The organism is Cohnella sp. GCM10012308, assembly GCF_042649185.1.
In the GTDB taxonomy this organism is placed as follows: Bacteria; Bacillota; Bacilli; order Paenibacillales; family Paenibacillaceae; genus Cohnella.
Map to the genome: position 1 here is coordinate 122,818 of NZ_JBHRYU010000013.1, position 24,582 is coordinate 147,399.

The window sequence follows — 24,582 nt, forward strand, 5'->3', positions numbered from 1 at the left end:
GATGACCCCTTTGAGACAGCCCCTCCATAGAATTCTCGATGCCCTAGGATGAAAGATCAAAGAACAGCCTGGCTGAGCGGCATCGCCGCTTCGGTCACCGCAACTGCAGCAGAAGCACACGTTCCAGCATGACCGCGGCTTGCGCGCGAGTGCACGTACCGCCAGGCGCGAAGCTGCCGTCCGGCATGCCGCTCGCGACGCCGGTCCGGCGAAGCGCGGCTATGGCTTCCCGGGCGTAGTTCGCGATCGCGTCTTCGTCCGCAAAGGCGGCTGCCTCCTGGGCCGCTGCGCCAAGGTCGGCCCCGGCTGCGAGCAGCGCCCGGTGCGTCATGACCGCCATATCCTGACGGCTGATCCGGTCCCGGCCGCCGAAGGTGCCGTCTCCTTTGCCCCGCACGATGCCGGCTTGATAGGCTGCCGCAGCGGCGTCTGCGTACCAGTCATTCGCCTTGACGTCAGCGAACGGCAGCGCGGCAGAAGCATCGTCGGCCTTCAGATCGAGCGCCCGCACGAGCATCTGCGCGAACTCGGCACGCGTGACCGCTCGCTCCGGCGCGAAGAAGACTTCAGAAGCGCCTGCTGCGACGCTCGAGACATTCGGTTCGCTTACGGCACTCGAGCCGCTAGCGTCGTTGCCATTGCGGCCATTTACGCCGTTCACGATGCCCCGCGCCGCTAGCGCGAGAATGCTGTCCGTCGCCCAAGGCGCCAGACGCTCGTCGGCGAAGCGTACCTGTACCGGCGCTGCAGCATACAGGCTGAAATGGCTTGCATCGAACGTAACGGTGCCCGCGGCCGGATCGTAGCGGCCGTTCTTGATAACTTCAAGTTCGCCGTTATCGGATACAGCATAGATCACGACCTGGCCTGGACGGATGCCGGGCTCCTGCGCATAAGGTATCGCTACCCGAACTTTCCTGTCCGCGCCGAACGCGGCGATTCGCGTCCCGGCTGCACGCAGCGTGAAGTCGTAAATCGGCCGTTCGCCGATCTTCCCGCGGACTTCCCCGGACAGCGCGGCGGCATCCTTCAGACTCACGCTCAGTTCGACGTCCCCTGCGAGGCCCGCTTCTTCCAACAACGAGAGCGGCAGCGTAAAGTTGGCAAGTCCCGTGTTTATCCGAATTTCTCGCACGCCTGCCTCGTCCGCGGATTTCACCTGTGCAAGCGGCAATTGGACGGCCATGCTCTTCGTGCCGGCTGGCATTCGAACGTTGAAAGCGATGCGTCCTTCCTTCACGTCCTTCAGCGCTTCCGCAAATGCCGCCGCGCCTACGCTCGCCGTCGCATTGCCTTTGGCATCCGTCGTCACGGCGATCGGATCGGCGCCGGTCTGCGTTCCCGGATTCGTCCCCGTCACCGGTCCGTTCGTACCGTCATCCGGCTTGGGCCCGGCGGTCTCCGCGAGCTTCAAGACGCCGAATCTGGAGGTGTTCGCGTAGGACTGTCCGGTCGGGTCGTTCCAGGTGAATACGCTGTCCCGCGTCCCGCCGTCCTGATCGTTATTGACCTGCAGATCGAAGCCGATCAACGTGCCTGTGGCAGGCGATATCGTATCAAGGGCGATCGCAGCCTCCACGGCATACCCACCCTCTACAAGCTTCGTGGCAGAGATATAGTTGTCGTCTCTCGCATGCCCGCCGACCGTTTTCGCATTTTTATAGCTGATGCGATACTGACCGTCGTCATCTTCGTATGCAGCCGTCTTGCCATTATTTTGATCGACGAAAATCTCCAGCGAATCCTGTTCCCAGGCGTTCGCGATGACATCGCTCAGCTGAGCGTCAGTCACGACCGCGTAAACGTACAAGTACTGCGCATCCCACAGCGTGCGGAACTCGGCCTTCGCGGCCGCGCCGCCATGCTGCTCGACGACGACGTCCGTCCGGTAGGCGGGCGCCGCGGACCAGATGCCGTCGGGTTCGCCGTCGATGACGGGCGTGCCGCGCAGCGCCGTGCCGATCCGGGTGGCCTCGATATACGTCAGCACGCCGTAGCCCAGGCTGTCGCCGTCCTGCGAGCTGCGCGGATCGCTCCAGGAGACGATCACCCCGTTGCCGCCCTGCTCCGTACCGTCGTTAATCCCCTTGTCGGTCACTCGCACGTCGAATTTCACCTGTTTACCAAGCGCTCCATCCACTGGAATCGCCGTCTCCAGCACGTATCCGTCAGCAGTCTCCACGATGGACGAATGACCGCGCGGGAAGACTAGCTTGCGGATGCGGCCGTCGTCGACGAACAGCTCGACCTGATCCGTCGGCGTACCGGTAAGGTCCCGGACCGCAACGCGAACGTACAGTTGCTGCGCGTCCCATAGCGTCTTCACCTCGGCGTCCAGCGTACCGAGGCTCTCCGTATACATCGCCGGAACGGTCTGCCACGCTTGATCCGCGGCGTTCGCCGGCGAGCCCTGCGCCGTGTTCGCGGCTTTTGCCGTGAGCGGCAGCTTGGACGGATTCAGCGTTTTCACCGCTTCGATCATGCCCCAGTAGGCATACTTGGCCTGGTGCCGCTTATCGAACGGGAAAGGCGCGTCCTGACGGGTCGTACCGCGATTATGCAGCCACGTATAGTCGTCCGCGACGCCCCACAGCGTTACGTTGCTGATCCACCCTTCGGGATTGCCCGCGACCTTGCCCGCCTCGTCGAGCCGGACCAGCTCCTTGAAAAGCTCCTTGAAACGGTAGCCCTGCTTGACCAGAATATCCTCCGGAATCGGCTCGTAACTCGTGCTGTTGTTCGTGTACACCGATACGTCCAACTCGGTCAGCTGGTTGTCGAAGCCGGCTTCGGCGAACTTGCGGATCGAATCGGAAATCTGCTGGACTGACGGCCCGCTGATGTTAATGTGCGTCTGATGCCCGACGCCGTCGATCGGAACGCCTTCAGCTCTCAGCGTCGTCGCCAGACTGTAGAGAAAGTCCCGTTTTTTTGGATCGTGCGTGTTGTAATCGTTGATGTACAGCTTGGCGTCCGGAAGCTCGCGGCGCGCGACGGTAAACGCCGTCTTGATAAAATCCGTGCCGGTCAGCCGTAACCACTCGCTCCGCCGCATGCCGTCCGGCTGGCCTTCGTCGATCACTTCGTTGACCACGTCGACGGACTGGATCTGAACGCCGAGCGCTTTGAAATGCCGCGCTACCGTCTCGATATAGGTCGTCAGCCGGTTTAACACGAGCGTCTTGTTCTCCGGGGTCGCGGCCAGCGGTTGGCCCGCCTCGTCCTTGAACATCCACTCGGCGGCCTGCGAATGCCAGGCGAGCGTATGCAAGCGGAAGTCCAGGCCGTGATCCTTGGCATACAGCGCGATCTTGTCCGCCGAAGTCCAGTTCCAAACGCCCTCGGACGGGTTCAACGATGCGGGCTTCGTGGAGTTCTCGGCCACGATCGAGCTGTAGTGGAAATCGACCAGCGCCTTGGCGTCGCCCTCGATCTGCGCCGGCTCCACCGCCGCGCCGATCTTGAACGAATCTGCGTACACGTTCTTCAGCGCGTCGATATCCGTCTGGATCGGCAGCGGTCCGGCCACCGGCCCGACGTAGGCCAGCGCAAAGTCGTCGAGGTAAAACGAACGTTCGCCGCCGATATTGTCGGCTGCCTCTACGTAAGCCCGCAGCACGGACGGCGTCGTAGCCACCGTAAACGTGCCGCTCAGCTGCGTCCAGCCATCCGCGGTCACGCTTGCGTTAGCGGAGACGTTCGTGAACGCGCTGTCGCCGGACTGCACGGAGATCCGCAGCGCCGTCGGAGACTGCCCCGGCGCCATGCGCACCCAGGCAGACAAGTTATATTTATAGCCCTTGTGCATCTTGCCCATAACGTCCAGCAGCGGGCCGTCGTACTGTTGGGAGACGGTCGTGAGCAGGCTGCGCGAGCCGCCTTCCGTATGGTTGACCGCATCGGTCGCGGCGATATTTCCGTCGCCGAACCGGCGCACCCAGTCGCCTTGACCGTCCTCGAAGTCGGCCAGCACGCCGCTCTGATCGAGCTCGCCTTCACCAGGCTCGCCCTCGCCGGGCGTGACGTCTTTGAGAACAACCTCGTCGATATAGAAATCCGCCACGGACGTCGAACCGGTCGCCGATTCGATCCAGATGCGCAGCTCCGACGTATTCGCCGGCACTTCGAAGCTTTTCACCTCAAAAGTCGTCCAGCCTTCGGCGCTTACCTCCCGGTCCCCCGCAAGCCACGGATACTGATTATCCAACAGCGGCGATGCGACCTTGGACGCGAGATGCAGCGTATCGGTTCCCTCGCCCAGCTTCACCTTCAGCGACAGGTCGTACGTACGCCCGGACTGCATAAGGCTCGTCAGGTTCAGCGTCGGGCTGCTGGCCCGCGAGCCGCGGCCGCTGAACTTGAGCGCATGCGTCCCGTCCGATGCCGTATCCGCGGACACGCCAATCGTCCCGGTCCCGCCCCAGCTCAGATTTTCCCAGCCGCCCTGCTGCCCGTCCTCGAAGCTCTGGGACAGCACGACGGTGCCCGATACCGGTCCAGGCTCCGCCGGCGGCGTCGGTCCGCCGATCTTGGCCGCGAACGTCGCGAGCGTGTCGCCCGCCAGCACCATCTCGCGTCCAAGCGCGAGCTTGTCGTCTGACGGCCGCGTGATGCCGTCGCCCACCTTGAACGCCAGCTCGATACCCTCGGCTGCCGCCGCCTGAGCGACGTCCGCGTTGTAGGCGCCGTTCGGATAAGCGAGCATACGCGGCTTTTCGCCCGTCAGGCTCTCCAGAAACGCGCCTCCTGCCGCGATATCGGCCTGCGCAGCCGCTTTGTCCATTTTGGTCAGATCGCCGTGCGTCTTCGTGTGGTTTTCCAGGTCGAGATTGGAATCCGCCGCGAGCGCGGCCAATTGCGCGTTCGTCATCCCGTATTTGCCTTCGCCGATCCAATCGGCCACGATGAAGAGCGTCGCCTTCATGCCGTACTGCTTCAGGACAGGCCATGCATTGCTATAAAAATCGGGCGTGCCATCGTCGAAGGTCAGCAGGACGGGCCGCTCCGGGGGCGCCAGGTCGCCGCGGATCATCTCCTCGTACTGCTGCGCGGACAGCGTCGTATAGCCGTTGTCAGACAGGTACTTCATCTGCTTTTTGAAAAGGTCGAGCGTCGTCTGGTAATCGTTGCCCGATTCGGCGATCGCGTTCACCTTGTGGTATAGAACGACGGGGATCTTCGCCGACGGCGCCGGCTCCCCGACCGGCAGCGACACAAGCTTGACCGCAAAAGTGTCCACATAATAATCGACCGTCGCGCTGTCTGTAGACTGCACGTATACCTGGTAGCCGGAGGCGCGCGCGTCGACCGTCAACCGGCCCTGAAGCGGCACCCAATCGGCAGCCGTAACCGGCTTGGCGTCGATCTTGGCATAGGCGCCGGCGTCGCCTTGGGGCAGTCCCTGCTGGTTAATCGTCAGCTCGACCGTCGCCGATCCTACCGGCGTATCCTCCTTTAGCTTGGCGTAGATGGAAAAGTCGTACGTCGCGCCAGGCACGAGCGCGTTCGCGTTGACGCCCGGCCCGTTCCACATCGCCGAGCGGCCGGTCGCGAGCAGGCTGCCCGCTCCGCTCTGCGCGGCCGCCGTCGACTGCGCGACGGTCTCTGTCCCGCGCTTGAACCAGCCGTCCGTGCCCGTATCGAAGCCGGCGCTCATCACCGTGTCTCCCACGGCGGCCGCGGCCGCTTGGCCTGCGCCCAAGCCAGTCGGCACCGCGATCGCGATGCCGAGCAGCAAGGCGAGTACGGGCTTGACTCTTATTTTCCACATCCAGGCATTCCCCCTTGAACGTTGTTCTGGATTCGCAAGCGGTACATGCACGGCCGGCAGCATCAACGAGGAAAACCGGCCACGCAATGTAAGCGCTTCATAGTCGCTTGCGTTTCTTCATTATGCAATTTCCGCCAGCAGGGTCGTACCCGGCAAACTATGGGATTTACTATAAAAAATAAAGATTCTCGCCTTTACGCGAATCGTCACTTAAATACAAACCAGCCGCTTCCTTGCTGCGGCAAGTTCAATAAATCGTCCGGCCGCGAGCGTCCGGAATGCCGGATTTGCGGTAAAAGTAGCTGTTGAGCTGGTCCCGCCATTCCTGCGCATGCTCGGCTTGGCAGGCGAGACGCTCGCGGACTTCCACGTAGACGCGCGCGGGGAGCCGGTCTGCGATGCTGTCCCAGGATGTCAGCAGTCCGGCCGCCCGCTCGGCGCCCTCGAAGCGCGTATCGTAAATGTGTTGAATGACCGTTTTGCCGCTCTTGAGGCGCATGTCGTAGGAAACATGGCGAAAAAAGAGCAGCAGCTCGTCCGGACATGTCTGCGGAGATTCGTACATGGCCGCGGCAGAAGCGGGATACTGTCCCGCATAGCCGGTTCCGGTCGCGACGCTCCGGTCCACGCCGATGCCGTACCGGTCCGCGTAATGGTACGTGCCCCAGGGGCTGTATTCGTACCCGTCGACGTTCGGCCCAAAATGATGGTTCGGATTGACCATCCAGCCGACGCCAAGCGGCGCCGTGTACGATTCGTAAATGGCGTGCGAGTCCATCAGCATCCGGATGACGGTCTCCTCGACGGTCGGGTCCAGCCCCAACGCCATTCGGATCCACTCTCGTCCGATGGCTTCAGCCGAAGCCGACGGGTTCCAGGCGAGACGGCCGAAGCCGTACCAGTTCGCCTGCGCGAGCAGATGGCCGGTCCAATTGGGGTCGGTGCCGACATTGGCTACGGCAGCCAGGCCGCCGCGCCACTCTCCCCGCTCATCCGCCCCTCCGCCTCGCGTCTCCAAGCCGGCCTCGCGCTTAAGCCCGCCCGCCGCATCCGCCACCGTGCGGCCGTCGCCGCCATCGAAGTCCAGCACCTCCTTCCACATCGGAAGGAGGTAGCAAAGATGACGCTGCTGTCCCGTGTACTCCTGCGTAATCTGAAGCTCCAGCGCAATCTGCGTGCGCCGGAGGCCGAGCAGCAGCGGCGAGACGGGCTCCCGGACCTGAAAGTCCATCGGTCCGTGCTTGATCTGCAGCACGACATTGTCACGGAACGCGCCGTCGAGCGGCATGAAGTGGTCGTACGCGGCGCGCGCGCGGTCGGTCCGCCGGTCCCGCCAATCCTGCTTGCAATCGTACACGAAACAGCGCCAGATGACCGTGCCGCCATGCGGGGCGAGCGCGTTCGCCAGCATATTGGCGCCGTCCGCATGATCCCGCCCGTAAGTGAACGGTCCCGGCCGATGCTCCGAATCTGCCTTGACGACGTAACCGCCGAAGCCCGGGATGCGCCGGCACACCTCATCCGTCGTATCGCGCCACCAGGCCGCGACGGCCGGGTCCAGCGGATCGGCCGTAACGAGCCCGCCGAGCTCGATCGGCGCGGCGAAGTTGACGCTCAGATAAAGCGCGATCCCGTACTCGCGCAGGACGTCGGCCACCCGCGCCACGTCGTCCAGTCGTTCGGGCGCCAGCAGCCGCGTCTCTTCGGCGTGAACGTTGACGTTGTTGACGGCCACCGCATTAATGCCGATTGAAGCCGTAAGACGCGCGTAATCGCGAATTCTGTCCATCCGTTCGCCCAGCCGTCCATCATTAAAAAACAAACTCCCGCCCGCATAGCCCCGTTCGACGGAACCGTCCGCATTGTCCCAATGGTCGATCATCCGCAGCGGATAAGCGGGCCGCTCTACCGTTTGGAGGCCGCGAATGTCGCCGCCCGTCTGCATAAGGCGGATGAACCCGAATGCTGCGTACAGGACGCCTTTCGCGCCGCCTCCGAGCAGATAAACGCTGCCGTCCTTGCCGGATCGGATCGCATAGTCCTCATCGCCGAACGAGCCGATGTCGGACATTTCCGTCGCTCCTGCTCCTGCTCCTGCCTGCGTACTCGCCGCACCCGACGCCGATTTAACCCATATGTCACGTAGCGCATCCGCCAGTCCGACGACAATGGCCGGCCCTACCGCCCCTTCATCTCCGACGCCGGCTTCGGCCTCCGCCGACAAGTCGACCGGCTCGCAGCCCAGCAAGCCCTTGATCGCGCGACGCAGCTCCAGCCGCGCCGAAGCCAGCCCATCGCCTTCGCCGACCACGATCAACCTGCCGCATACCGCCGCATACCGGGCTCGCAGCGCCTCGTCCTCCAACCGCCTGTAACCCAACCATGCTTGCTCATACGCCTCATGTCCGGCTTTTCCGGCGATCATTATTCATGCGCCCCTTCCGTGCAAATAAAAAGAGTCTCCTGCAACAGAGACTCCTGTTCTAACCGCTTACTTCAAGCACCCTGCCGACCGCCGCGCCTAGGCCGCAGGCATCCAGATCCGGTACCGCCCGCTCAGTGCCAGCAATGCGAACATGTACAGGCAATTGTCGTAATAGCGCCGCTCGCCCTCGCGCACCGGCGTCCGCCAGAACAGCGCGACGGCCTCGCGCGCATGCGGGCTGTCCGGCGCGGCGAGCGCCGCGCACGCGTTGGACGCGATCAGGCCGACCGGGTGCAGCGCCGTTTCCTCGAACGGCGTGCCGTCGATCCGGTAGCGCCGGTAGTCGGCCGGGTCCTTGTCCGCGAAGAAGCGCAGGATCGCCTCCGCTTCGCGCGTCATCCACGGCGTTGCGCCGAACCAGGCCGCTTCGAGGCCTACATTGGCGGCGACCCGGTACGAGTCGCTGTAGAAATGCCCGTAGCCGCGCTCATCGTTCGGCGTGCCGTCGTAGTAGGCGTATTCCGGCGCCAGTCCCGTCTCGGGATGGCAGGCGAGCGGCAGATACGCCCGGCTCGCCGCGGCCGCTTCACGCCAGAACAGCCGGTCCGCCTCGTCCGCCCACAACGCGAACAGCTCGTAAAAATGCGGCAAATGATACGAAGGGTCGCTGTACGCGCACTCCGGGACGAACTTGATGAGCCGGTTGTCCCGGTTCCACATCGGATAACCCGGCCCCTGCTCGCCGTTGTGCAGGCAGGCCCGCAAAATATCCCTCGCCTTGGCCGCATAATCCAGCGGCGGCTCGCCTTCGCCCCATCGGTGCGAAGCGAAGAACAGGGCCAGCGCGAAGTACTCCTCGCCGTCCGGCGCTGGTCCCGACGAATTCCGCGTCCCGTCGGGCGCGCACGACCATGCGAAGTAACCCGCATGCACGCCGTCCTTCATATGCATGTACGTCCACGTCCAGCGCCACAGCCGGTCGAACAGCGCCTTGTCGTCCATCTGCACGGCCATCATCATGCCGTAGGACATACCCTCCGTCCGCACGTCGAGATTGCCGGTATCCAGCATATAACCCGTATCGTCGCCGGACGGATAATAGATCCGGGTACGCTCGTCGTCGCCGAACAGCCGCCGCCACGCATCCGCCAGTCTGGCCTCGATCTCCTCCGGCGCATAGCCGTACCGTTCAAGCAGGTTCGGATACTGCCCGGTGCCAAAAGCACCCGTTCCGCCATTCATCGCGCTGTCTCCCCCTTTTCCGACTGACCCATCTCCGCCGTGCACTGCGCTCGCCGCCCTCGCCGGTGCCGAAGGCACCTCGCCTTTCTCCATCACGCCTTTCTCCATCACGCCGTTCTCCATCGCGCCATTACCCATCACGCGTTTCTCCATCGCGCCTGTCTCATTTCCTTATCCCTTCACGCCGCCTACCGTCATGCCTTTCACGAAGTACTTCTGCAGAAACGGGTACACGACGATCATCGGGACGGCCGCCACAATCGTCATCGTCGCGCGGATCGAGAGCGGGGACACCTTGATCGAAGCGCCCGCCGACGAATTCGCGAACGCCGACTCCGCGCTGGAGGTCGTGTTCGAGTTTTGCAAAATTTTCTGCAGCTCGTACTGCAGCGTGCTTAGCTTGACGTTGGAGGAGTTGTACAGGAACACGTCGAACCACGAATTCCACTGGTACACCGCCGTGAACAGCGCCACCGTCGCCAGTACGGGCAGACACAGCGGCAGCACGATGTTAATGAACGTCCGGAAGTCCCCCGCGCCGTCGATCCGCGCCGACTCCATGATGCTCTCCGGCAGCTGCTCGATAAAGGAACGGATGATGATCAAGTTGAATACGCCGATAATGCCCGGCAGGATGTACACCCAGAAGCTGTTGATCAGTCCCAGATCCCGGATGAGCAGATAGTTCGGGATCAGGCCGCCGTTAATGTACATCGTGATGATAAAGGCGACCGTGACGACCTTGCGCAGCACGTACTCCTGGCGGCTGATCGTATAGGCGACCATCGCGGACGCGAACACCGTGACGATCGTGCCGATGACGGTGCGCAGCACCGAGATCAGCGTCGCGTTGTAGATCGTCGCTTCGCCGAAGACGAATCTGTAGTTCTCGCCGGAAAACTGGCGGGGCCACAGATGGATGCCGCCCTTGATCGAATCGCTGGCGGCGTTGAGCGACACGGCGAGCGTGTTGAGGAACGGGTACAGCGTCACGATCATGAGCAAGGTGAGAAAAACGTAGTTCAAAGTATCGAACACCCGGTCGCCGACCGAGGAATGCCGTCGCGAGCCGCGGGCCCGCCGCGACTTCGCCATCGCGTTCGCCATAGGGACCATCTCCTTTTTAGAACAGTCTGTCTTGTCCCAATCGCTTGGCGATATGGTTGGCCGAGAACAGCAGGATGAAGCTGACGACCGTCTTGAACATGCCTGCCGCGGTCGCGAGCGGGAAGTTGAACTGCTGAAGGCCGTACTTGAGCACGAATATGTCAATGTTCTCGGAATAATCGACGTTCATACCGTTGCCGAGCAGGTACTGCGGCTCGAATCCCGATTCCAGCAAATAGCCGATGTTCATGATGAGCAGCACGATAATGACCGGTTTGATGCCCGGCAGCGTGATATACCACATCCGTCTCAGGCGGCCCGCGCCGTCCATCTCCGCCGCCTCGTACTGCGCGGGATCGATGGAGCTGATGGCGGCCAGATAGACGATCGTATTCCAACCTACGTCCTTCCACACGGAGCTGGCGCCGAAGATGCCCCAGAACCATTCCGCCTTGCCGAGGAACAGGTATTCCTGCCCCTTCTCGATCACGCCGAACATCTTGAGCAGTTCATTGACGACGCCGTCCGGCGCCAGCATCGTCTGGATGATGCCCGCGGCGACGACCCAGGAGATGAAGTGAGGCAAATAGCTGACGGTCTGCACGACGCGCTTGAACGCGACCTTGCGGACCTCGTTCAAGAGCAAGGCGAGAGACACGGCCGTTACGAAACCGAGCACGAGATTGATGCCGCTCATCGCGAGCGTATTGCGCAGGGCGATCAGAAAGCGGTCCTCCGAGAAAAGCGACCGGAAATGCGAAAAGCCGACCCACTGCTGGTCTTTGAAGGCCAGCGAAGGCTGATAATCCTGGAACGCGATCGTCCATCCCCATACCGGTACGTATTTGAAAACGAACAGCCAGATGACAAAGGGGACGGACATCAGAACCAGCATGCGCTGGGATACGAGTTTTTTGACGAACAGCTTCAGCCCACCCGGCTCTGGCTTCGACGTCGACGGCGACGTTGGCAGCGCGGTGTTGTTTTCCATCGTTCTTGCTCCTTCCGTCGGGCTAAAGAATAGAAAGGAAAGCCGGCCCTCAGCACGAAGCAGCGCGTTAAGCCGGCTTAGCCCTTCTATCGAAAACCTTTCTTTACTTGGCGACTTCCACGATTTTCTTGATCTGCTCCGTATACCACTTTTCGTAGCCGGCCGTATCGAGCTTGCCGAATTCCTTCATATAATCGGACCATACGCCTTCAAAGTCCGCCGGCTTCGCGAGCACGAGCTTGGCGTAGTATTTCTTAAGCAGATCGTCCTTCTTGGTCTCCCAGATTTGCTGCGGCGATCCCTGCTCCTTGGGGATACTCCAGGCCGGGAACCACGGACGGTCTTCGGGCTTGTCGAACATCTGCGCATAGGTCTGCACGCCGTACTTGTCCAGGATCGTCTTGTCGCCTTCGGTCAGGCTGAGCTGGAACACTTCCGGCTGGAAGCCCGGCGCCACCGCGTTGCCGTCCGCAAGCGTGGACGAAGTGCCGTACTGCGGCCAATCCCAATCGTACGTCTTGAAGCCGAACTTTTCGTTAAACGCGTCGTCGAGCTTTGCAATCTGCTCTGCCGTCCGGTAGAAGCGGCCCTTGTCGTCCACTTCGTAGGTCTCGCCTTTAATGCCCCAGCTCTTGAGCACCTGATTGTCGTCCGTCAGCAGGTTGTCCCAATATTGGATAATGCGGGCGGGATCCTTGGCGCTCTTGGTGATGCCGGCGCCGCGGTTGCTGGTCCATCCCGGCGGATCCAGGTACTGGTCGTGCGTGCCGTCGAACGTCACCGGCAGCGGGAAGTAGACGAAGTCGTCCTGCGCCTGATCCTTTCTCGCCGCGTCCTTCAGCACGTTCATCGCGTTGCCGATCTGCCAGCCGTAATCGAAGAAGCCTACGACCTTGTGCGAGGTCAGCTTGGCGATGTATTGATCGTAGTTATCGACGAAGGAGGCTTTGTCGAACAGATTTTTGCCGTTCAGATCGTTAAGCGTCTTGAGCCAGCGCTTCTCGTTCTCCGAGCCGGCGTACGTCTTGGCTTCGTTCGTATGGATGTCGACCATGACGTTGCCGTCGTTCGGGAAGCCGGCGAGGTGCATCGGCGGATTGGAGGTCGCGAAAAACCGCCAGTCGTGCGTCAGCGTGATCATGCCTGTCAGATTCTCGTCCTTGTGCTTGGCGACATAGTCCTCGACAAGCTTGACGTATTCGTCCAGCGTCTTGATCTTCGGATAGCCCGCTTCCTTGAGCACGCGGCGCTGTACCCAGAACGCGCCCTGGTTGATGTTGGGATCCGCCACGTACTCGCCGACCTGCGGTCCGAAGGGCAGGAAGTAGATCTTGCCGCCGTAGTCCGCCCGCATGCGCTCGAAGTACGGGCCGTAGACGCGCTTGATGTTCGGGCCGTACTGCTCGATGAGATCGTCGAGCGGGATAAACGCGCCCGCCTTCAGCACTTCCTCGATCGCCGCGTCGGGTATGATGACGTCCGGATATTGGTCGGAAGCGATCATCGTGCCGATCTTCGTATTCAGGTCTCCGACCAGATGCTCGATCTTGAAGTTTACGCCCGTCTGATCCTCGAGCATCTTGCCGATCGTCGTCTCGTTGGTGTTCAGATCCTTCTCGCCTGCCACGCCATTAAAGAAACTGAACGTAACCTTGTCGAGCGGCTTCTCTGATGCAGATGCCGTTGCCGAGGCCGAGGCCGATCCGCTCGCCGGCGCCGACGAACTGCCGGCGGGCGCGGCGGAGGACGCGTTGCCGTTATTGTTGCCGCTCGAGCATGCGGTCATCGATACGGCCAAGGCGGCAGCCATGCCGGCTGTCCACAGTTTTTTTGCCACTGCGTTCGATCCCCTTCCCTGACGATCCATTGTTTTTGTAAGCACTTTCATTATAAAACGTTCTCGCGAGTTTGTTTACCGGATAAACTAAAGATCCTACTTTGGATATTTAGGATATGGAATTTTGGGACATAAATGCTATTAACAAAGCGCTTTCCGGCCAAGCGTTGGACAACCTATACAAAATCGGCTATTATCTAATCAATAATCTATACAATATCTATACACAATATTTGATATCGATCTGTCGAGCCCGCGTCGCACCCCCAGTGATGAATCAAGGAGGATCATTCCGAATGACGAGCGATCCCGTAAACAATGCGTTAAGCACGGCTACGATCCGGCGAAAAGACGAGCATCTGGATTTGTGCTTGCATGCGGATGTACAAGGATTAGACGCCGGGACGGGCCTGGACCGTTACCGATTCCGGCACAATGCCCTGCCCGAGTTGAACTTTGCTTCGATCGATACATCGGCGCGTTTTTTGGGCCGGACGCTGAAGGCGCCTTTTCTGGTCAGTTCCATGACGGGAGGAACGCCAAGAGCAGGCGAGATCAACCGTCGGCTGGCAACGGTTGCCCAGGCGAGGGGATGGGCGATGGGACTAGGATCGCTGCGGGCGGCAATTGAAAATCCCGAAGCGGCGATGTCCTTCCGCGTCCGGCGGCTGGCGCCGGATATTCCCCTCATCGCCAACATTGGGGCCGTGCAGCTTAACTATGGCTTCAATGCCGAGAAGTGCAGCCAAGCGATCGGTATTGCGGAGGCCGACGGCCTTGTCCTTCATCTTAATTCCCTGCAGGAAGCGATTCAGTCGGGCGGCAATACGGACTTTAGCGGACTGCTGCGGCAAATCGAGAAGGTATGCCGTTCGCTGAATGTCCCCGTAGGCGTGAAGGAAGTAGGCTGGGGCATCGACGGGGACACGGCCCGGAGGCTGTATGACGCAGGCGTTCGGTTTATTGACGTCGCAGGCGCCGGAGGCACCTCCTGGAGCCAGGTCGAAAAGCTGCGTTCCCCGGATCCGGTCAAAAAAGCCGCCGCGGAAGCATTCTCGCAGTGGGGGCTTCCGACGGCCGAATGCATTCAGGAAGTGCGCTCCGTTTTACCGGGCATGTTATTAATCGGCAGCGGGGGCATCGCCAACGGACTTCAGGCAGCCAAAGCATTGGCCCTGGGGGCGAACCTTGCCGGACTCGGACGCAGCTTGCTCGAAGCGGCCCATGACTCCGGGGAGAGGCTTGACCGCGTGTTCGAGCAAGCTGAGCTGGAGCTGCGGCTTGCCATGTTCGGGATCGGCGCCGCCAATATTCGGGAGCTTGGAGAAACCAAACGCCTAGTGAAGAACGAATGAAGCCGCTGCGTTCCGCCGAATTCGCAGACCGTAAGATTGCCGGGGTAATCGTAGAGTCAGAAGGAGGCCTTTATGGACACGGAGCAATTGCAAGCGGATTTCGTTTATTGTGAAGCCATTATCAAGAGGCATTCCAAAAGCTTTTATTACGCCTTTTCGCAGCTTCCGCCGCAAAAAGCGAACGCGGTCTACGCCATTTACGCGTTCTGCAGAACGGCGGACGAATGCGCCGATTCCAACCGGCGCCCGGAGCAGAAACTCGCTTCGTTGCGGCAGCTAAAAAAAGAGCTCGATTTATTCAGGGATCGTTCGGAAGCGGATCGTCCCCTGTGGCGCGCGCTCAGGCATGTCTTTTCCGAATACGAGATGGACATCGGGCCCTTTTACGACCAACTGACCGGACAGTTCATGGATTTGTCGTTTTCCAGCCCGAAGAACATGCATGCGCTTGAGCGCTACAGCTACTATGTTGCGGGCTCGGTCGGTTTGATGCTGCTGCCCGTGCTCGCTTCCAATGCCGCCGCCGACCTCCGCCCGTCAGCAATCAAGCTGGGCATTGCCATGCAAATAACGAATATCCTGCGCGACGTCGGCGAAGACCTCCACCAGAAGCAGCGCATCTATTTGCCCGAGGAAGAACTGGAGCGCTTCCGTTATACCCCGGCGGATTTGCGGCAGGGCCTGATTAACGAAAATTTCGTTCAACTATGGGAGAGTCTGGCCCAGCGGGCCGAAGGATTGTACGACCAGATTCACGGCAGTCTGGACTTGTACGATGCCGACAGCAAGATGCCTCTCGCTTTGTCCGTCGGCCTGTACAGAGCGATATTGGATGCCGTAAGAAACAACGAATACGACTGCTTCTCCAAGCGCAACTATGTGGCGAAGGAAGCAATAGCCAAAATCAGCGCGTCGATTGTCAACGGTTCCTCAATGGCGGAAAGGTGTGTGTGACGATTGAAAAAGAAAAGCGTACTCGTAATCGGCGGCGGACTTGGCGGCCTGTCCGCGGCGATCTCCTTAAGGCAGAGCGGCTATGACGTTGCTTTATACGAACAAAACAGTCACATCGGCGGCAAGCTGAATCGGCTCGAGCAGGATGGCTTCGGCTTCGATCTGGGTCCCTCCATTTTGACGATGCCGCACATCTTTGAAAAAATGTTTGCCGCGAGCGGCAAGCGGATGGAAGATTACGTCCCCACCGTCAAGCTGAACCACCAGTGGCGCTCCTTCTTCCCGAACGGCAACCGGATCGATCTCTTCGAAAATCTGGCGGATATGAAATCGGAAAATCCCTCCCTGAACGAGCGGGATATGCGCGAGTACGAGAACTTGCTCCGATACGCCAAAAAGCTGTACGCGCTGACGGAGCAAGGATATTTTAAGCACGGCGCCGACAATACGAAGGATATCGCGCGGTACAACGGCGTTTTGAGCGCCTTGACGGGCTTCGATCTGTTTTCCACGGTACATAAGTCCATTGCCAAACGGATAAGCAACCGGGACCTGCGGGACATGCTCTCTTATTTTATCAAGTATGTCGGCTCCTCTCCTTACGATGCGCCGGCCGTATTGAACATGATGGTCTACATGCAGCATGAGCAGGGCCTATGGTACGTTCCCGGCGGCATGCACCTGCTCGCTCGCGGATTGGTACGGCTGGCCGAAGAGACGGGCGTGTCTATTCATACCGGCCGGCGAATCGTACAGCTACGGAAGACGGACGGCAAAATAACCGGGGCATCGCTCGAAGACGGAACGGAGCTGTCGGCGGACTATTTCGTCTCCAACATGGAGGTCATCCCGTTCTACGAGAAGCTGCTGCAGGAAGAGGAGCCCTTTGTTCAACAGCTCAAAAAGAAATACGAACCGGCAAGCTCGGGGCTTGTCTTGCACCTGGGCGTGAAGAAGTCGTACCCGCAGCTTGCCCATCACAACTTTTTCTTTGCGGACAACATGAAGCGGCAGATGGATCGCATCTTTCATACCCATGAGCTGCCCGACGATCCGGTCATTTATCTCGTAAACGTCAATAAAACCGACCCCGCGCAGACGCGCGAAGGCTACGAGAATTTAAAAGTATTGCCCCATATCCCTCATATCCAGGACAAGCCCTTTACGCAGCAGGACTACGATCGTTTTGCCGAGCGGGTGCTCATCAAATTGGAAAAAATGGGATTGGAGGATCTGCGCAGCCATATCGTGACCAAAGACATGTGGACGCCGGAGGATATCAAGCGGGTCTACGGCTCCGACCGCGGGGCCATATACGGCACCTTGTCCGACCGCAAAAAGAACAAAGGGTTCAAGCATCCGAAGCAGAGCACGCGGTACGACAATCTCTACTTCGTCGGCGGCACGGTAAATCCGGGAGCCGGCATGCCTATGGTTACGTTAAGCGGTCAGCAGGTACGGGACAAAATCGTGCAAAGGGATGCCAGCGATGGATAGTCAAGAACGCGACGCGCTGCAGGCTCTATTGGAAAAGCAGCAGGAAGCTGCGCGCATGCGCCCGGTCCCTACCGTGGAAGAACGCAAAGACACGCTGCTGCGGCTCAAGCGGATGCTGATGGACCATGAAGCCGCATTTATAGCGGCGCTCGTATCCGATATGCCAAGACCCGCCTTCGAGGCCTATTCCTTTGAGATCGCCTTGCTGCTCAACGAGATCGAGCACGTATGCGGGTCGTTGAATAAATGGACGAAACCCGCGCGTTCCCGCGCGTTTAAATTCGGCTATATGGAAACGATCCGCACCCATAGAAGTCCTTACGGCAGCGTTCTGATTATCAGTCCCTGGAATTATCCGCTGCAGCTCGCCTTGATGCCGGCCATCGGCGCGATTGCGGCGGGTAACCGCTGCGTGATCAAACCGTCGGAATACGCGCCGGCTACAGGCGAGCTGCTGCAAAAGACGGTCGCCCAAACGTTTCCGCCCGAAGTGCTGACCGTGGTGACGGGAGATGCGCAGACGTCCAGGCTGCTGACCTCCCTCCCCTTCGATTTCCTATTTTTCACGGGGAGCCGGGAGACGGGCAAGGCCGTATCGCAGCAGGCCGCGGCGCAGCTGACCCCCGTCGTTATGGAGCTCGGAGGGAAAAATGCCTGCATCATGGACGCGTCGGGTTATTCTCCCAAGGCCGTTCGCGAGATCGTCTGGGGCAAATTCCTTAATGCAGGCCAGACCTGCATCGCGCCGGACACGCTTTTCGTGCATGAATCGGTCTATGAAAGAACGCTTGCGGAAATAGGTTCGGCGTTAATCGAATTTTACGGGGATAAGCCTCATGCGAGCAAAGACTATGCCCGCATTTGTCATGCCGGACATTTCCAGAAGCTGCAGCGGCTCATCAAGCAAGGCAGCAGCCGGTATGGAGGCGCCGTCCATGCGGAAGATCTATACATCGCCCCGACTGTATTAACGGACATTCCGCCCGGCAGCTCCATTTTGCAGGAGGAGATTTTCGGCCCCGTTCTCCCTGTCATCCCTTATCGCGACCTGGGAGACTTATTCGAGCAAGGAGCGATTCAGCGCGATGCCTTGGTCGCCTATCTATTCAGTCGCAACAAGCAGCAGATCAAGCGGGTCCAAGCTTACATGCGGTCTACTACCGTCAGCGTCAATCAGGTCATCCATCACGGCGCCAATCCCCGCGTCGCCTTCGGCGGCATCGGACGCAGCGGACATGGCAGCTATCATGGCAAAGCCGGCTTATTAGCTTTCAGCTATGCCAAAACCGACTACCAAGCCCATCGTTACCTCCATGTATCCGATAAATTCCCGCCTTATTCGGAACAGGACCTGTCTATCGTCCGAAGGTTTAGAAAGTGGCTGCTGTAGCGGAAAATACGAGGTTGAGGAGGACTGCCGTGCCGCTCGTAAACTTGCCTCACCTGTGGGTCGTTCTGATCGACGTCTTCGCCTGGGCCATTTTTCATCTCGGCATTTCCGTCATTTGCCTGAAGCTCCCTCAGTCTTATTTCCTGAAGGACAAGGCCTGGTTCCGGCTTTGGTCGTGGGAGAAATCAGGCAAGCGGTGGCAGCAGTTATTTTTCGTCAAACGGTGGAAGGGCCTTATCATAGACGGAACTGCAATACTGAGAAAAGGCTATGCCAAGAAAAGCTTGCACGGTACCCGCATAAGCGATCTGAACGTATTCGCCGCGGAAACCAAACGCGCGGAGCTGACCCACTGGCTGTCTATGGCGCCTGCCCCTTTATTTTTCCTCTGGAACCCCGTATGGGTAGGGTGGATCATGATTCTGTATGCGGGGGCGTTCAACTTGCCCATTATTATGGTGCAGCGATACAATCGCGGGCGCATCGATGCCATAACGTTAGCGACGAATAAAAAGGGAGCGGGGTCGTTCACATGAAAAAGAAGGTGCTGGTCGTTGGCGCCGGCGTCGCCGGGCTTGCGAGCGCGATCCGGCTGCAGCATGCCGGATACCAGGTTGAAATTTACGAGAAAGAAGCGCTGCCGGGCGGGAAAATGCACCGCATCGAAAAGGACGGCTATTCGTTCGATTTGGGGCCGACGATCGTCATGATGCCGGAATTGTACAGGGAGATTTTCGAGCTCTGCGGCCGCAACCCCGACGATTACATCCCCATGGAGCGATTGGATCCGATGTACCGGGTGTACTACAACGACAAGCCGGACGAGCCCTTCGACATCTCCTCCGACCTTACGCAATTGACGAAGACGATCGAAGGCGTCAGCGAAGCGGACATGGAGGGATTTTTCCTCTATCTGCACGAAATTTACAAACGTTTTATCGTAGCCAAGCACAACATCATTCAAAGACCGTTCCGCAAAGCCCGCGATTTCTATAACTTCTCCATGCTGAAAAAAGCGATGAAGCTGAAGACGCTGGATACGGCCGACCGTTTTATGAGCAAATATATCCGCAACGAACGGCTCAAGCAATTGATTAGCTTCCAGACGCTGTACATCGGCATATCGCCTTTTCGAAGTCCGTCGTTTTACACCATGATACCGATGATTCAATTCATGTACGGCGTATGGTTTATCAAAGGCGGCATGTATACGATGGCTCGGGCGATGGAGAAGCTCTTTAAGGAACTGGGCGGCACCATTCACTATAACCGCCAAGTGCAGGAAATAAGCGTGCAGGGACGCAAAACGACCGGCATTGTCGCAGACGGGCAAAAAATCTCCGCGGACTTCGTGTTATGCAACGCAGACTTCCCTTACGCCATCAAAAATCTGGTGAAGGACCGGGCCGCCAAAGGAAAATACAGCGATAAAAAGGTCGATAAATTGAAATATTCCTGCTCCTGTTTTCTGCTCTACTTGGGCATGAGCAAAAAATACGAGGAAATCGAGCACGTCCACAATTTTATTTTTAATGAGGATTTGAAAAAAAATCTGGATGACATTTTTGCCGGAAATAAGCTGACCAACGGGTCGTTTTACGTATACGTGGCATCCAAAATGGACGCATCTATGGCCCCTGAAGGAAAAGACGGCTTATACGTTCTGATGCCGGTATCCCATCTCGGGGCAGCCAATTATGAATGGAACGACGCAACGATCCGGGATTACCGGGCCTATATCCTCGATACTTTAAAAAAGATTCGCGGCCTTGAGAACATCGAACAAGAGATCGTCACGGAAACCTGCGTCACGCCGCGCGACTTCGAATCGAGGTTCAACGCCTATAACGGCTCCACCTTCGGCCTGATGCCCATTTTGACGCAAAGCAACCATATGCGCCCGCAAAGCAAGGCCAAGCATTGCGACAATCTGTACTTTACCGGCAGCAGCACGCATCCGGGCGCGGGCGTCCCCATCGTGCTGTTATCCGCCAGAATCGCCGCGCAGGAACTGATGCAGGACGATCAAGGCATCCAATTCAATTATTCCGGAAAGTAAACGAGGAGGGAATTTTTTGCCTGTTTCGGTCGGGATCAATCTTCTCGTCGGTTTGCTGGCGCTGCTCGTCGGATTCATGATGTTTCGGTCGCTGCCGGTTCTTGCGAGGGCCGGCGGCCCTGTACTATTTCCGTTGCTGTCGATCGTTATCCCCGCACGCAACGAAGCAGGCCGGATCGCTCCGCTGCTGCGTTCGTTGCAGGAGCAGCATTACAAGTCATTCGAAGTGCTGGTCGTGGACGATCATTCGACCGACGAGACGGCGGCGATCGCCCACAGCTTCGGCGCCACCGTACTGCATAACGACGCGATACAATCCGGGTCGGGGAAATCCGCGGCCTGTTGGCACGGTGCGCAGCACGCGAGAGGACAATGGCTGCTGTTCCTGGACGCGGACACCGCTCTCGCGGATGCCGACAGCCTCACGAAGCTGCTCGGCTCCTATCGGCAAAGAGGCGCCAGGGGGATATTATCCCTGCAGCCCTATCATACCGTGCATCGCTTTTACGAAAACTTATCGGCTATTTTTAACGTCATCGTGATCGTCGGCATGAACGTATTCACCTTATGGAAGACGCGGTTTAACACCGCGGGCTCCTTCGGTCCATGCATTTTATGCAATAAAGACGATTATTTCTTGTCGGGCGGCCATCACAAAATCCTGGGAGCCGTGTTGGACGACCTGGCGCTGGGACAGGCGTTCTTGGATAAAAATCTGCCGGTCCGATGCATGGGCGGGGGCGGCGTCATCAATTTTCGCATGTACCCGGAGGGTTTGAAAACCCTCGTAGAGGGCTGGTGCAAAAGCTTTGCCGTCGGTTCGAAATCCACCCACCCGATCGTCATGTCGATGATCGTTCTCTGGATATCCGGCGCTTTTATCAGCACCGGCGCATTCGTATCTTCGATTGCGTCCTTGAATCCCGCCGCCATGGCGCTTAGCGCCCTCCTGTATGCGGCATATGCGCTGCAAACCTGGCGATTCGCCCGCAGATGCGGCAACTTTCGGAAAAGCTTATTTTTCGTTTATCCGTTACTGTTTACGTTCTTCGCGGTCTTGCACGTTTATTCCCTATTCAGGGCGCATGTATTGCATTCCGTAAAATGGAAGGGACGAAAAATAGAGGTTTGACAAGCGCCCGGCCTTCCTCATCTTGTATCGATTTTGTATAATTTACAAGGAGGAGGAACGATCAATGTATAGCATGAAGCGGGCATCCGAGCTTCTCGGCATCCCCGTCGTCACCATTCGCGCCTGGGAGAATCGATACGGGATTATCTCCCCGAGCCGAAGCAGCGGCGGACACCGTCAGCTAAGCGACGGGGATCTTGCCAGGCTAGGCTTTCTTAAAGAACAAATCGAAAAAAACGGCTTAAAAATCAGCGAAGCGGTAAAGCTTCTGCAGCAGAGCGATTCTGTCCCCGTGGAACAGGCCGCAGAGCCATCCGCAATCGGCCAGATGTACGACGGTCTGGTCGATAAGCTGTATGCCGAACTCATGCAATTCAATGCCGCGCAAGCGGATCTGACCATAGATCTGGCATTTGCCCTGTACGATGTCGAGGAAACGCTTCGGCGCATCATCGTTCCCGTTCTGTATCGGATCGGCGCGGAGTGGGAAGCGGGGAAAATTAAAGTCGTTCAGGAGCATTTCGCTTCGGAAACGATCATGCGGAGATTGTCGGCATTGTTTCGCGTGTTTCCCGTTAATCCAAGCCTGCCGGTCGTATTGGCGTTTTGCCCGGAAGGAGAACGCCACCATCTCGGATTGTTGTCGTTCAGCCTTTTTTTGCGCAAACGGGGCGTAAACGTCCTGTACGCCGGTCCCGACACGCCGCTTATGGAGCTGGAAGGCATTATTGAAAGTCAGAAAATATCGTTCGTCGCGTCTTCCGTTACGGACCCCCGCTATACCGGGAAGCTGATGGCGTGGATCGAAGAAACCGCGCGGAATCGCCCGGAATTGCGGTTTTTGCTGGGCGGGGCCGCGTTCGATAATCCGGCGTTCCGGCGCGACGTGAAGGCGAACGTGCGTTACCTGTCCGCCGATCAATGGGAGGATTGGAGCCAAGCTTAGGACGGCGCTCCCTCCCCATGGCGCAAAGCATACGACCGCAGCCGGTTAAGACAGCATTTCCGACACGTCGACCGGCTCGTAGTGAACGTGGACCTCGTACACCTCCGAGGTCTTCTTCAATTTATTTTCCACGCTCGTCGCGATCTCGTGCGCTTCCGCGAAGTCCAGCTCCATGTTGACGAGCACGACGACGTCGACGACCGCGCTGCTGCCGTAATTTCTCGCCTTGATGTCTTTGACGGCCTCGACCCCCTCCACCTCCAGGATCGCTTCCTTGAAGGATTCGATGGTCGATTCGTCGAACCCGTCGGACAAATGATGGGAGGCGTCGCGGAAAATATCCCAGGCCGTCTTGCAGATGATGAGGCCGACGACGATGGCGGTAACCGGGTCGAGCCACGGCAGGCCGAACTGCGAACCGACGATGCCGATGACCGTGCCCACGCTCACGAACGCGTCCGAGATATTGTCCTTGGCCGCCGCCATGACCGCTTGGCTGTTGATCTGGAGCGCGAGCCTTTTGTTATACCGATAGACGAAGTACATGACGACCGCACAGAACAGGCCCGTCCATACCGAGATGAGGTCCGGCGCCTTCTCGCTTCCGTTGAAGACCGACGACACGGCGGCGAACAGGACTTGCAGCCCGACAGCCGCCATAATAAAGGAAGAAATGAGGGACGCGATCGTTTCCGACTTCCAATGTCCGTATTGATGGTCCTTGTCCGCCGGCTTCTGCGCGAGCCGCAGTCCGATCAGGACGGCGATGGACGCGACGATATCGGTCGCGTTGTTCATACCGTCCGCCCTTAGGGCTTCGGAACCCGAGGCGTAACCGATGATTAATTTTAGAGCCGAGAGGACGATATAAGCGACGATGCTGATGATCGCGCCGCGTTCCCCCAGCTTCAGATTATCGTACCTTTGCTGCTGATCCATTTTCCCGTAGTACCTCGCTCCCTCTCCAATACCATCCATACTAGCAAGCGAAAATGGAGTGGGTCTAGAGAAACGTTTTTTCGCAGGGGCTACAAACGTGTCGGGTCACAACAATCGTGTCCGTTCGCAAAAAAGTTGCGCGGCGTAAAAAAAGCTTTCTATAGCCGCCCCTTGGACGATTGTAGAAAGCTTGCTTCTTCGCATTAACTGCCGAGCTCGACTAAAACTTGTCGGGAAACTGCTTGACGATGCCCTCGGTCAAAATATCCGCGAGATGAATCATATGGATCTCGTTCTTGTCCGTCGCGGCGATATCTCCCTTCCAATCTCCCTTGAGACAGTCGAGGACAATCTCCGTGATCAATTGAAGATGCGTATAGAGCATGTCCTGCAGCGTCTTGAACGACCAATTCGGGTTGGCCCCGCTCAGAAACTTGGCGATGTCGTCGGCGTTCCGATGCCAGTCGGCCTCAAGCTTCGTCACGTCCGCCTGATTGCCGGCTTTGGCGGCGGCTACGATTTTGACCGCGATCTGAATATGCTCTCTCAGCAGGTCGGCCAGCTTGTTCCCCGCGGCTTCCCCGTAATAAGGCTTGATGAGATCGCCGATGTCCTGCTGATTGCGCAGCAGCCGGTCCAGCACGTCCTGCTGATCCGGCAGATTGGACAGCGCGCTGACGATGTAGCTTCTCGTCCAGATCGTATGGTCGATCCACGCTTTTTGCATATCGGTTTTCAGCTGCACCATCTTGGGGCTCAAGCAAGCCGTATTCTTGCTTTTGCCAGCCATCGCTTGAACGGATCCGCTGCCGTTCGTCATACCAAGACCAAGCGCCAAAACAAAAACCAACGCCAGCATCCATTTGTTTCTCAACTCATCTGCTCCTCTATGCGGTTGGAATGACAGTCTGGCTTATTTTGGTTGAGCCTGTCCCTTT

General features: G+C 58.7%; 16 protein-coding genes. 8 read left to right on the top strand and 8 right to left on the bottom strand.

Annotation, left to right across the window (positions count from 1 at the left end):
* Window positions 1-94: 94 nt before the first annotated feature.
* From ACFOTD_RS16120 to ACFOTD_RS16145, 6 genes are all read right to left on the bottom strand, one after another.
* On the bottom strand, window positions 95-5,770 hold the full coding sequence (locus ACFOTD_RS16120; protein WP_378120468.1) for an endo-1,4-beta-xylanase: 5,676 nt from the start codon (window positions 5,768-5,770) through the stop codon (window positions 95-97).
* Window positions 5,771-6,017: 247 nt separating this feature from the next.
* On the bottom strand, window positions 6,018-8,195 hold the full coding sequence (locus ACFOTD_RS16125) for an alpha-glucuronidase family glycosyl hydrolase (protein WP_378120470.1): 2,178 nt from the start codon (window positions 8,193-8,195) through the stop codon (window positions 6,018-6,020).
* Between the two features lie 96 nt (window positions 8,196-8,291).
* Window positions 8,292-9,437: a family 8 glycosyl hydrolase gene (locus tag ACFOTD_RS16130; protein WP_378120549.1), complete on the bottom strand. Its 1,146-nt coding sequence runs from the start codon at window positions 9,435-9,437 to the stop codon at window positions 8,292-8,294.
* A 171-nt stretch (window positions 9,438-9,608) separates the two neighbouring features.
* Window positions 9,609-10,532 carry a carbohydrate ABC transporter permease gene (locus ACFOTD_RS16135; protein WP_378120551.1) on the bottom strand — a complete coding sequence of 308 codons (924 nt, stop codon included), beginning with the start codon at window positions 10,530-10,532 and terminating at the stop codon, window positions 9,609-9,611.
* Between the two features lie 28 nt (window positions 10,533-10,560).
* Window positions 10,561-11,535 (bottom strand): ABC transporter permease, encoded by a 975-nt coding sequence (locus tag ACFOTD_RS16140; protein WP_282910540.1) that lies wholly within the window; start codon window positions 11,533-11,535, stop codon window positions 10,561-10,563.
* Window positions 11,536-11,638: 103 nt separating this feature from the next.
* The gene (locus tag ACFOTD_RS16145; RefSeq protein WP_378120472.1) at window positions 11,639-13,372 is read right to left on the bottom strand and encodes a type 2 periplasmic-binding domain-containing protein; all 1,734 of its coding nucleotides are present in this window, start codon (window positions 13,370-13,372) and stop codon (window positions 11,639-11,641) included.
* Between the two features lie 296 nt (window positions 13,373-13,668).
* On the opposite strand from ACFOTD_RS16145, the gene fni reads away from it, so the two are divergent.
* The 8 genes from fni to ACFOTD_RS16185 all read left to right on the top strand — a co-directional run bounded on the left by fni (window position 13,669) and on the right by ACFOTD_RS16185 (window position 22,705).
* Window positions 13,669-14,727, top strand: coding sequence for a type 2 isopentenyl-diphosphate Delta-isomerase (gene fni, locus ACFOTD_RS16150; protein ID WP_378120474.1), 1,059 nt, complete (start codon window positions 13,669-13,671; stop codon window positions 14,725-14,727).
* A gap of 72 nt (window positions 14,728-14,799) precedes the next feature.
* Complete coding sequence (locus ACFOTD_RS16155; RefSeq protein WP_378120476.1) at window positions 14,800-15,681, top strand: phytoene/squalene synthase family protein; 882 nt, start codon at window positions 14,800-14,802, stop codon at window positions 15,679-15,681.
* A 3-nt stretch (window positions 15,682-15,684) separates the two neighbouring features.
* A complete protein-coding gene (locus ACFOTD_RS16160; RefSeq protein ID WP_378120478.1) occupies window positions 15,685-17,178 on the top strand; it encodes a phytoene desaturase family protein in 1,494 nt (497 codons plus the stop codon).
* Window positions 17,171-18,568 (top strand): aldehyde dehydrogenase family protein, encoded by a 1,398-nt coding sequence (locus ACFOTD_RS16165; protein WP_378120479.1) that lies wholly within the window; start codon window positions 17,171-17,173, stop codon window positions 18,566-18,568. Before ACFOTD_RS16160 ends, ACFOTD_RS16165 begins: the two co-directional genes overlap by 8 nt.
* Window positions 18,569-18,597: 29 nt before the next feature.
* A complete protein-coding gene (locus ACFOTD_RS16170; RefSeq protein ID WP_378120481.1) occupies window positions 18,598-19,104 on the top strand; it encodes a glycosyl-4,4'-diaponeurosporenoate acyltransferase CrtO family protein in 507 nt (168 codons plus the stop codon).
* Window positions 19,101-20,627, top strand: coding sequence for a phytoene desaturase family protein (locus tag ACFOTD_RS16175; RefSeq protein WP_378120483.1), 1,527 nt, complete (start codon window positions 19,101-19,103; stop codon window positions 20,625-20,627). Before ACFOTD_RS16170 ends, ACFOTD_RS16175 begins: the two co-directional genes overlap by 4 nt.
* 16 nt (window positions 20,628-20,643) lie before the next feature.
* Window positions 20,644-21,759 (top strand): glycosyltransferase family 2 protein, encoded by a 1,116-nt coding sequence (locus ACFOTD_RS16180; protein WP_378120485.1) that lies wholly within the window; start codon window positions 20,644-20,646, stop codon window positions 21,757-21,759.
* Between the two features lie 64 nt (window positions 21,760-21,823).
* Window positions 21,824-22,705, top strand: coding sequence for a MerR family transcriptional regulator (locus ACFOTD_RS16185; protein WP_378120486.1), 882 nt, complete (start codon window positions 21,824-21,826; stop codon window positions 22,703-22,705).
* A gap of 45 nt (window positions 22,706-22,750) precedes the next feature.
* Here ACFOTD_RS16185 and ACFOTD_RS16190 read toward each other — a convergent pair whose 3' ends face one another.
* Both ACFOTD_RS16190 and ACFOTD_RS16195 read right to left on the bottom strand, forming a co-directional pair.
* Entirely contained in the window at window positions 22,751-23,644 is an 894-nt protein-coding gene (locus tag ACFOTD_RS16190; protein ID WP_378120488.1) for a cation diffusion facilitator family transporter, read from the bottom strand.
* Window positions 23,645-23,864: 220 nt separating this feature from the next.
* Window positions 23,865-24,518 carry a glycosyltransferase gene (locus tag ACFOTD_RS16195; protein ID WP_378120490.1) on the bottom strand — a complete coding sequence of 218 codons (654 nt, stop codon included), beginning with the start codon at window positions 24,516-24,518 and terminating at the stop codon, window positions 23,865-23,867.
* Between the last annotated feature and the right edge of the window lie 64 nt (window positions 24,519-24,582).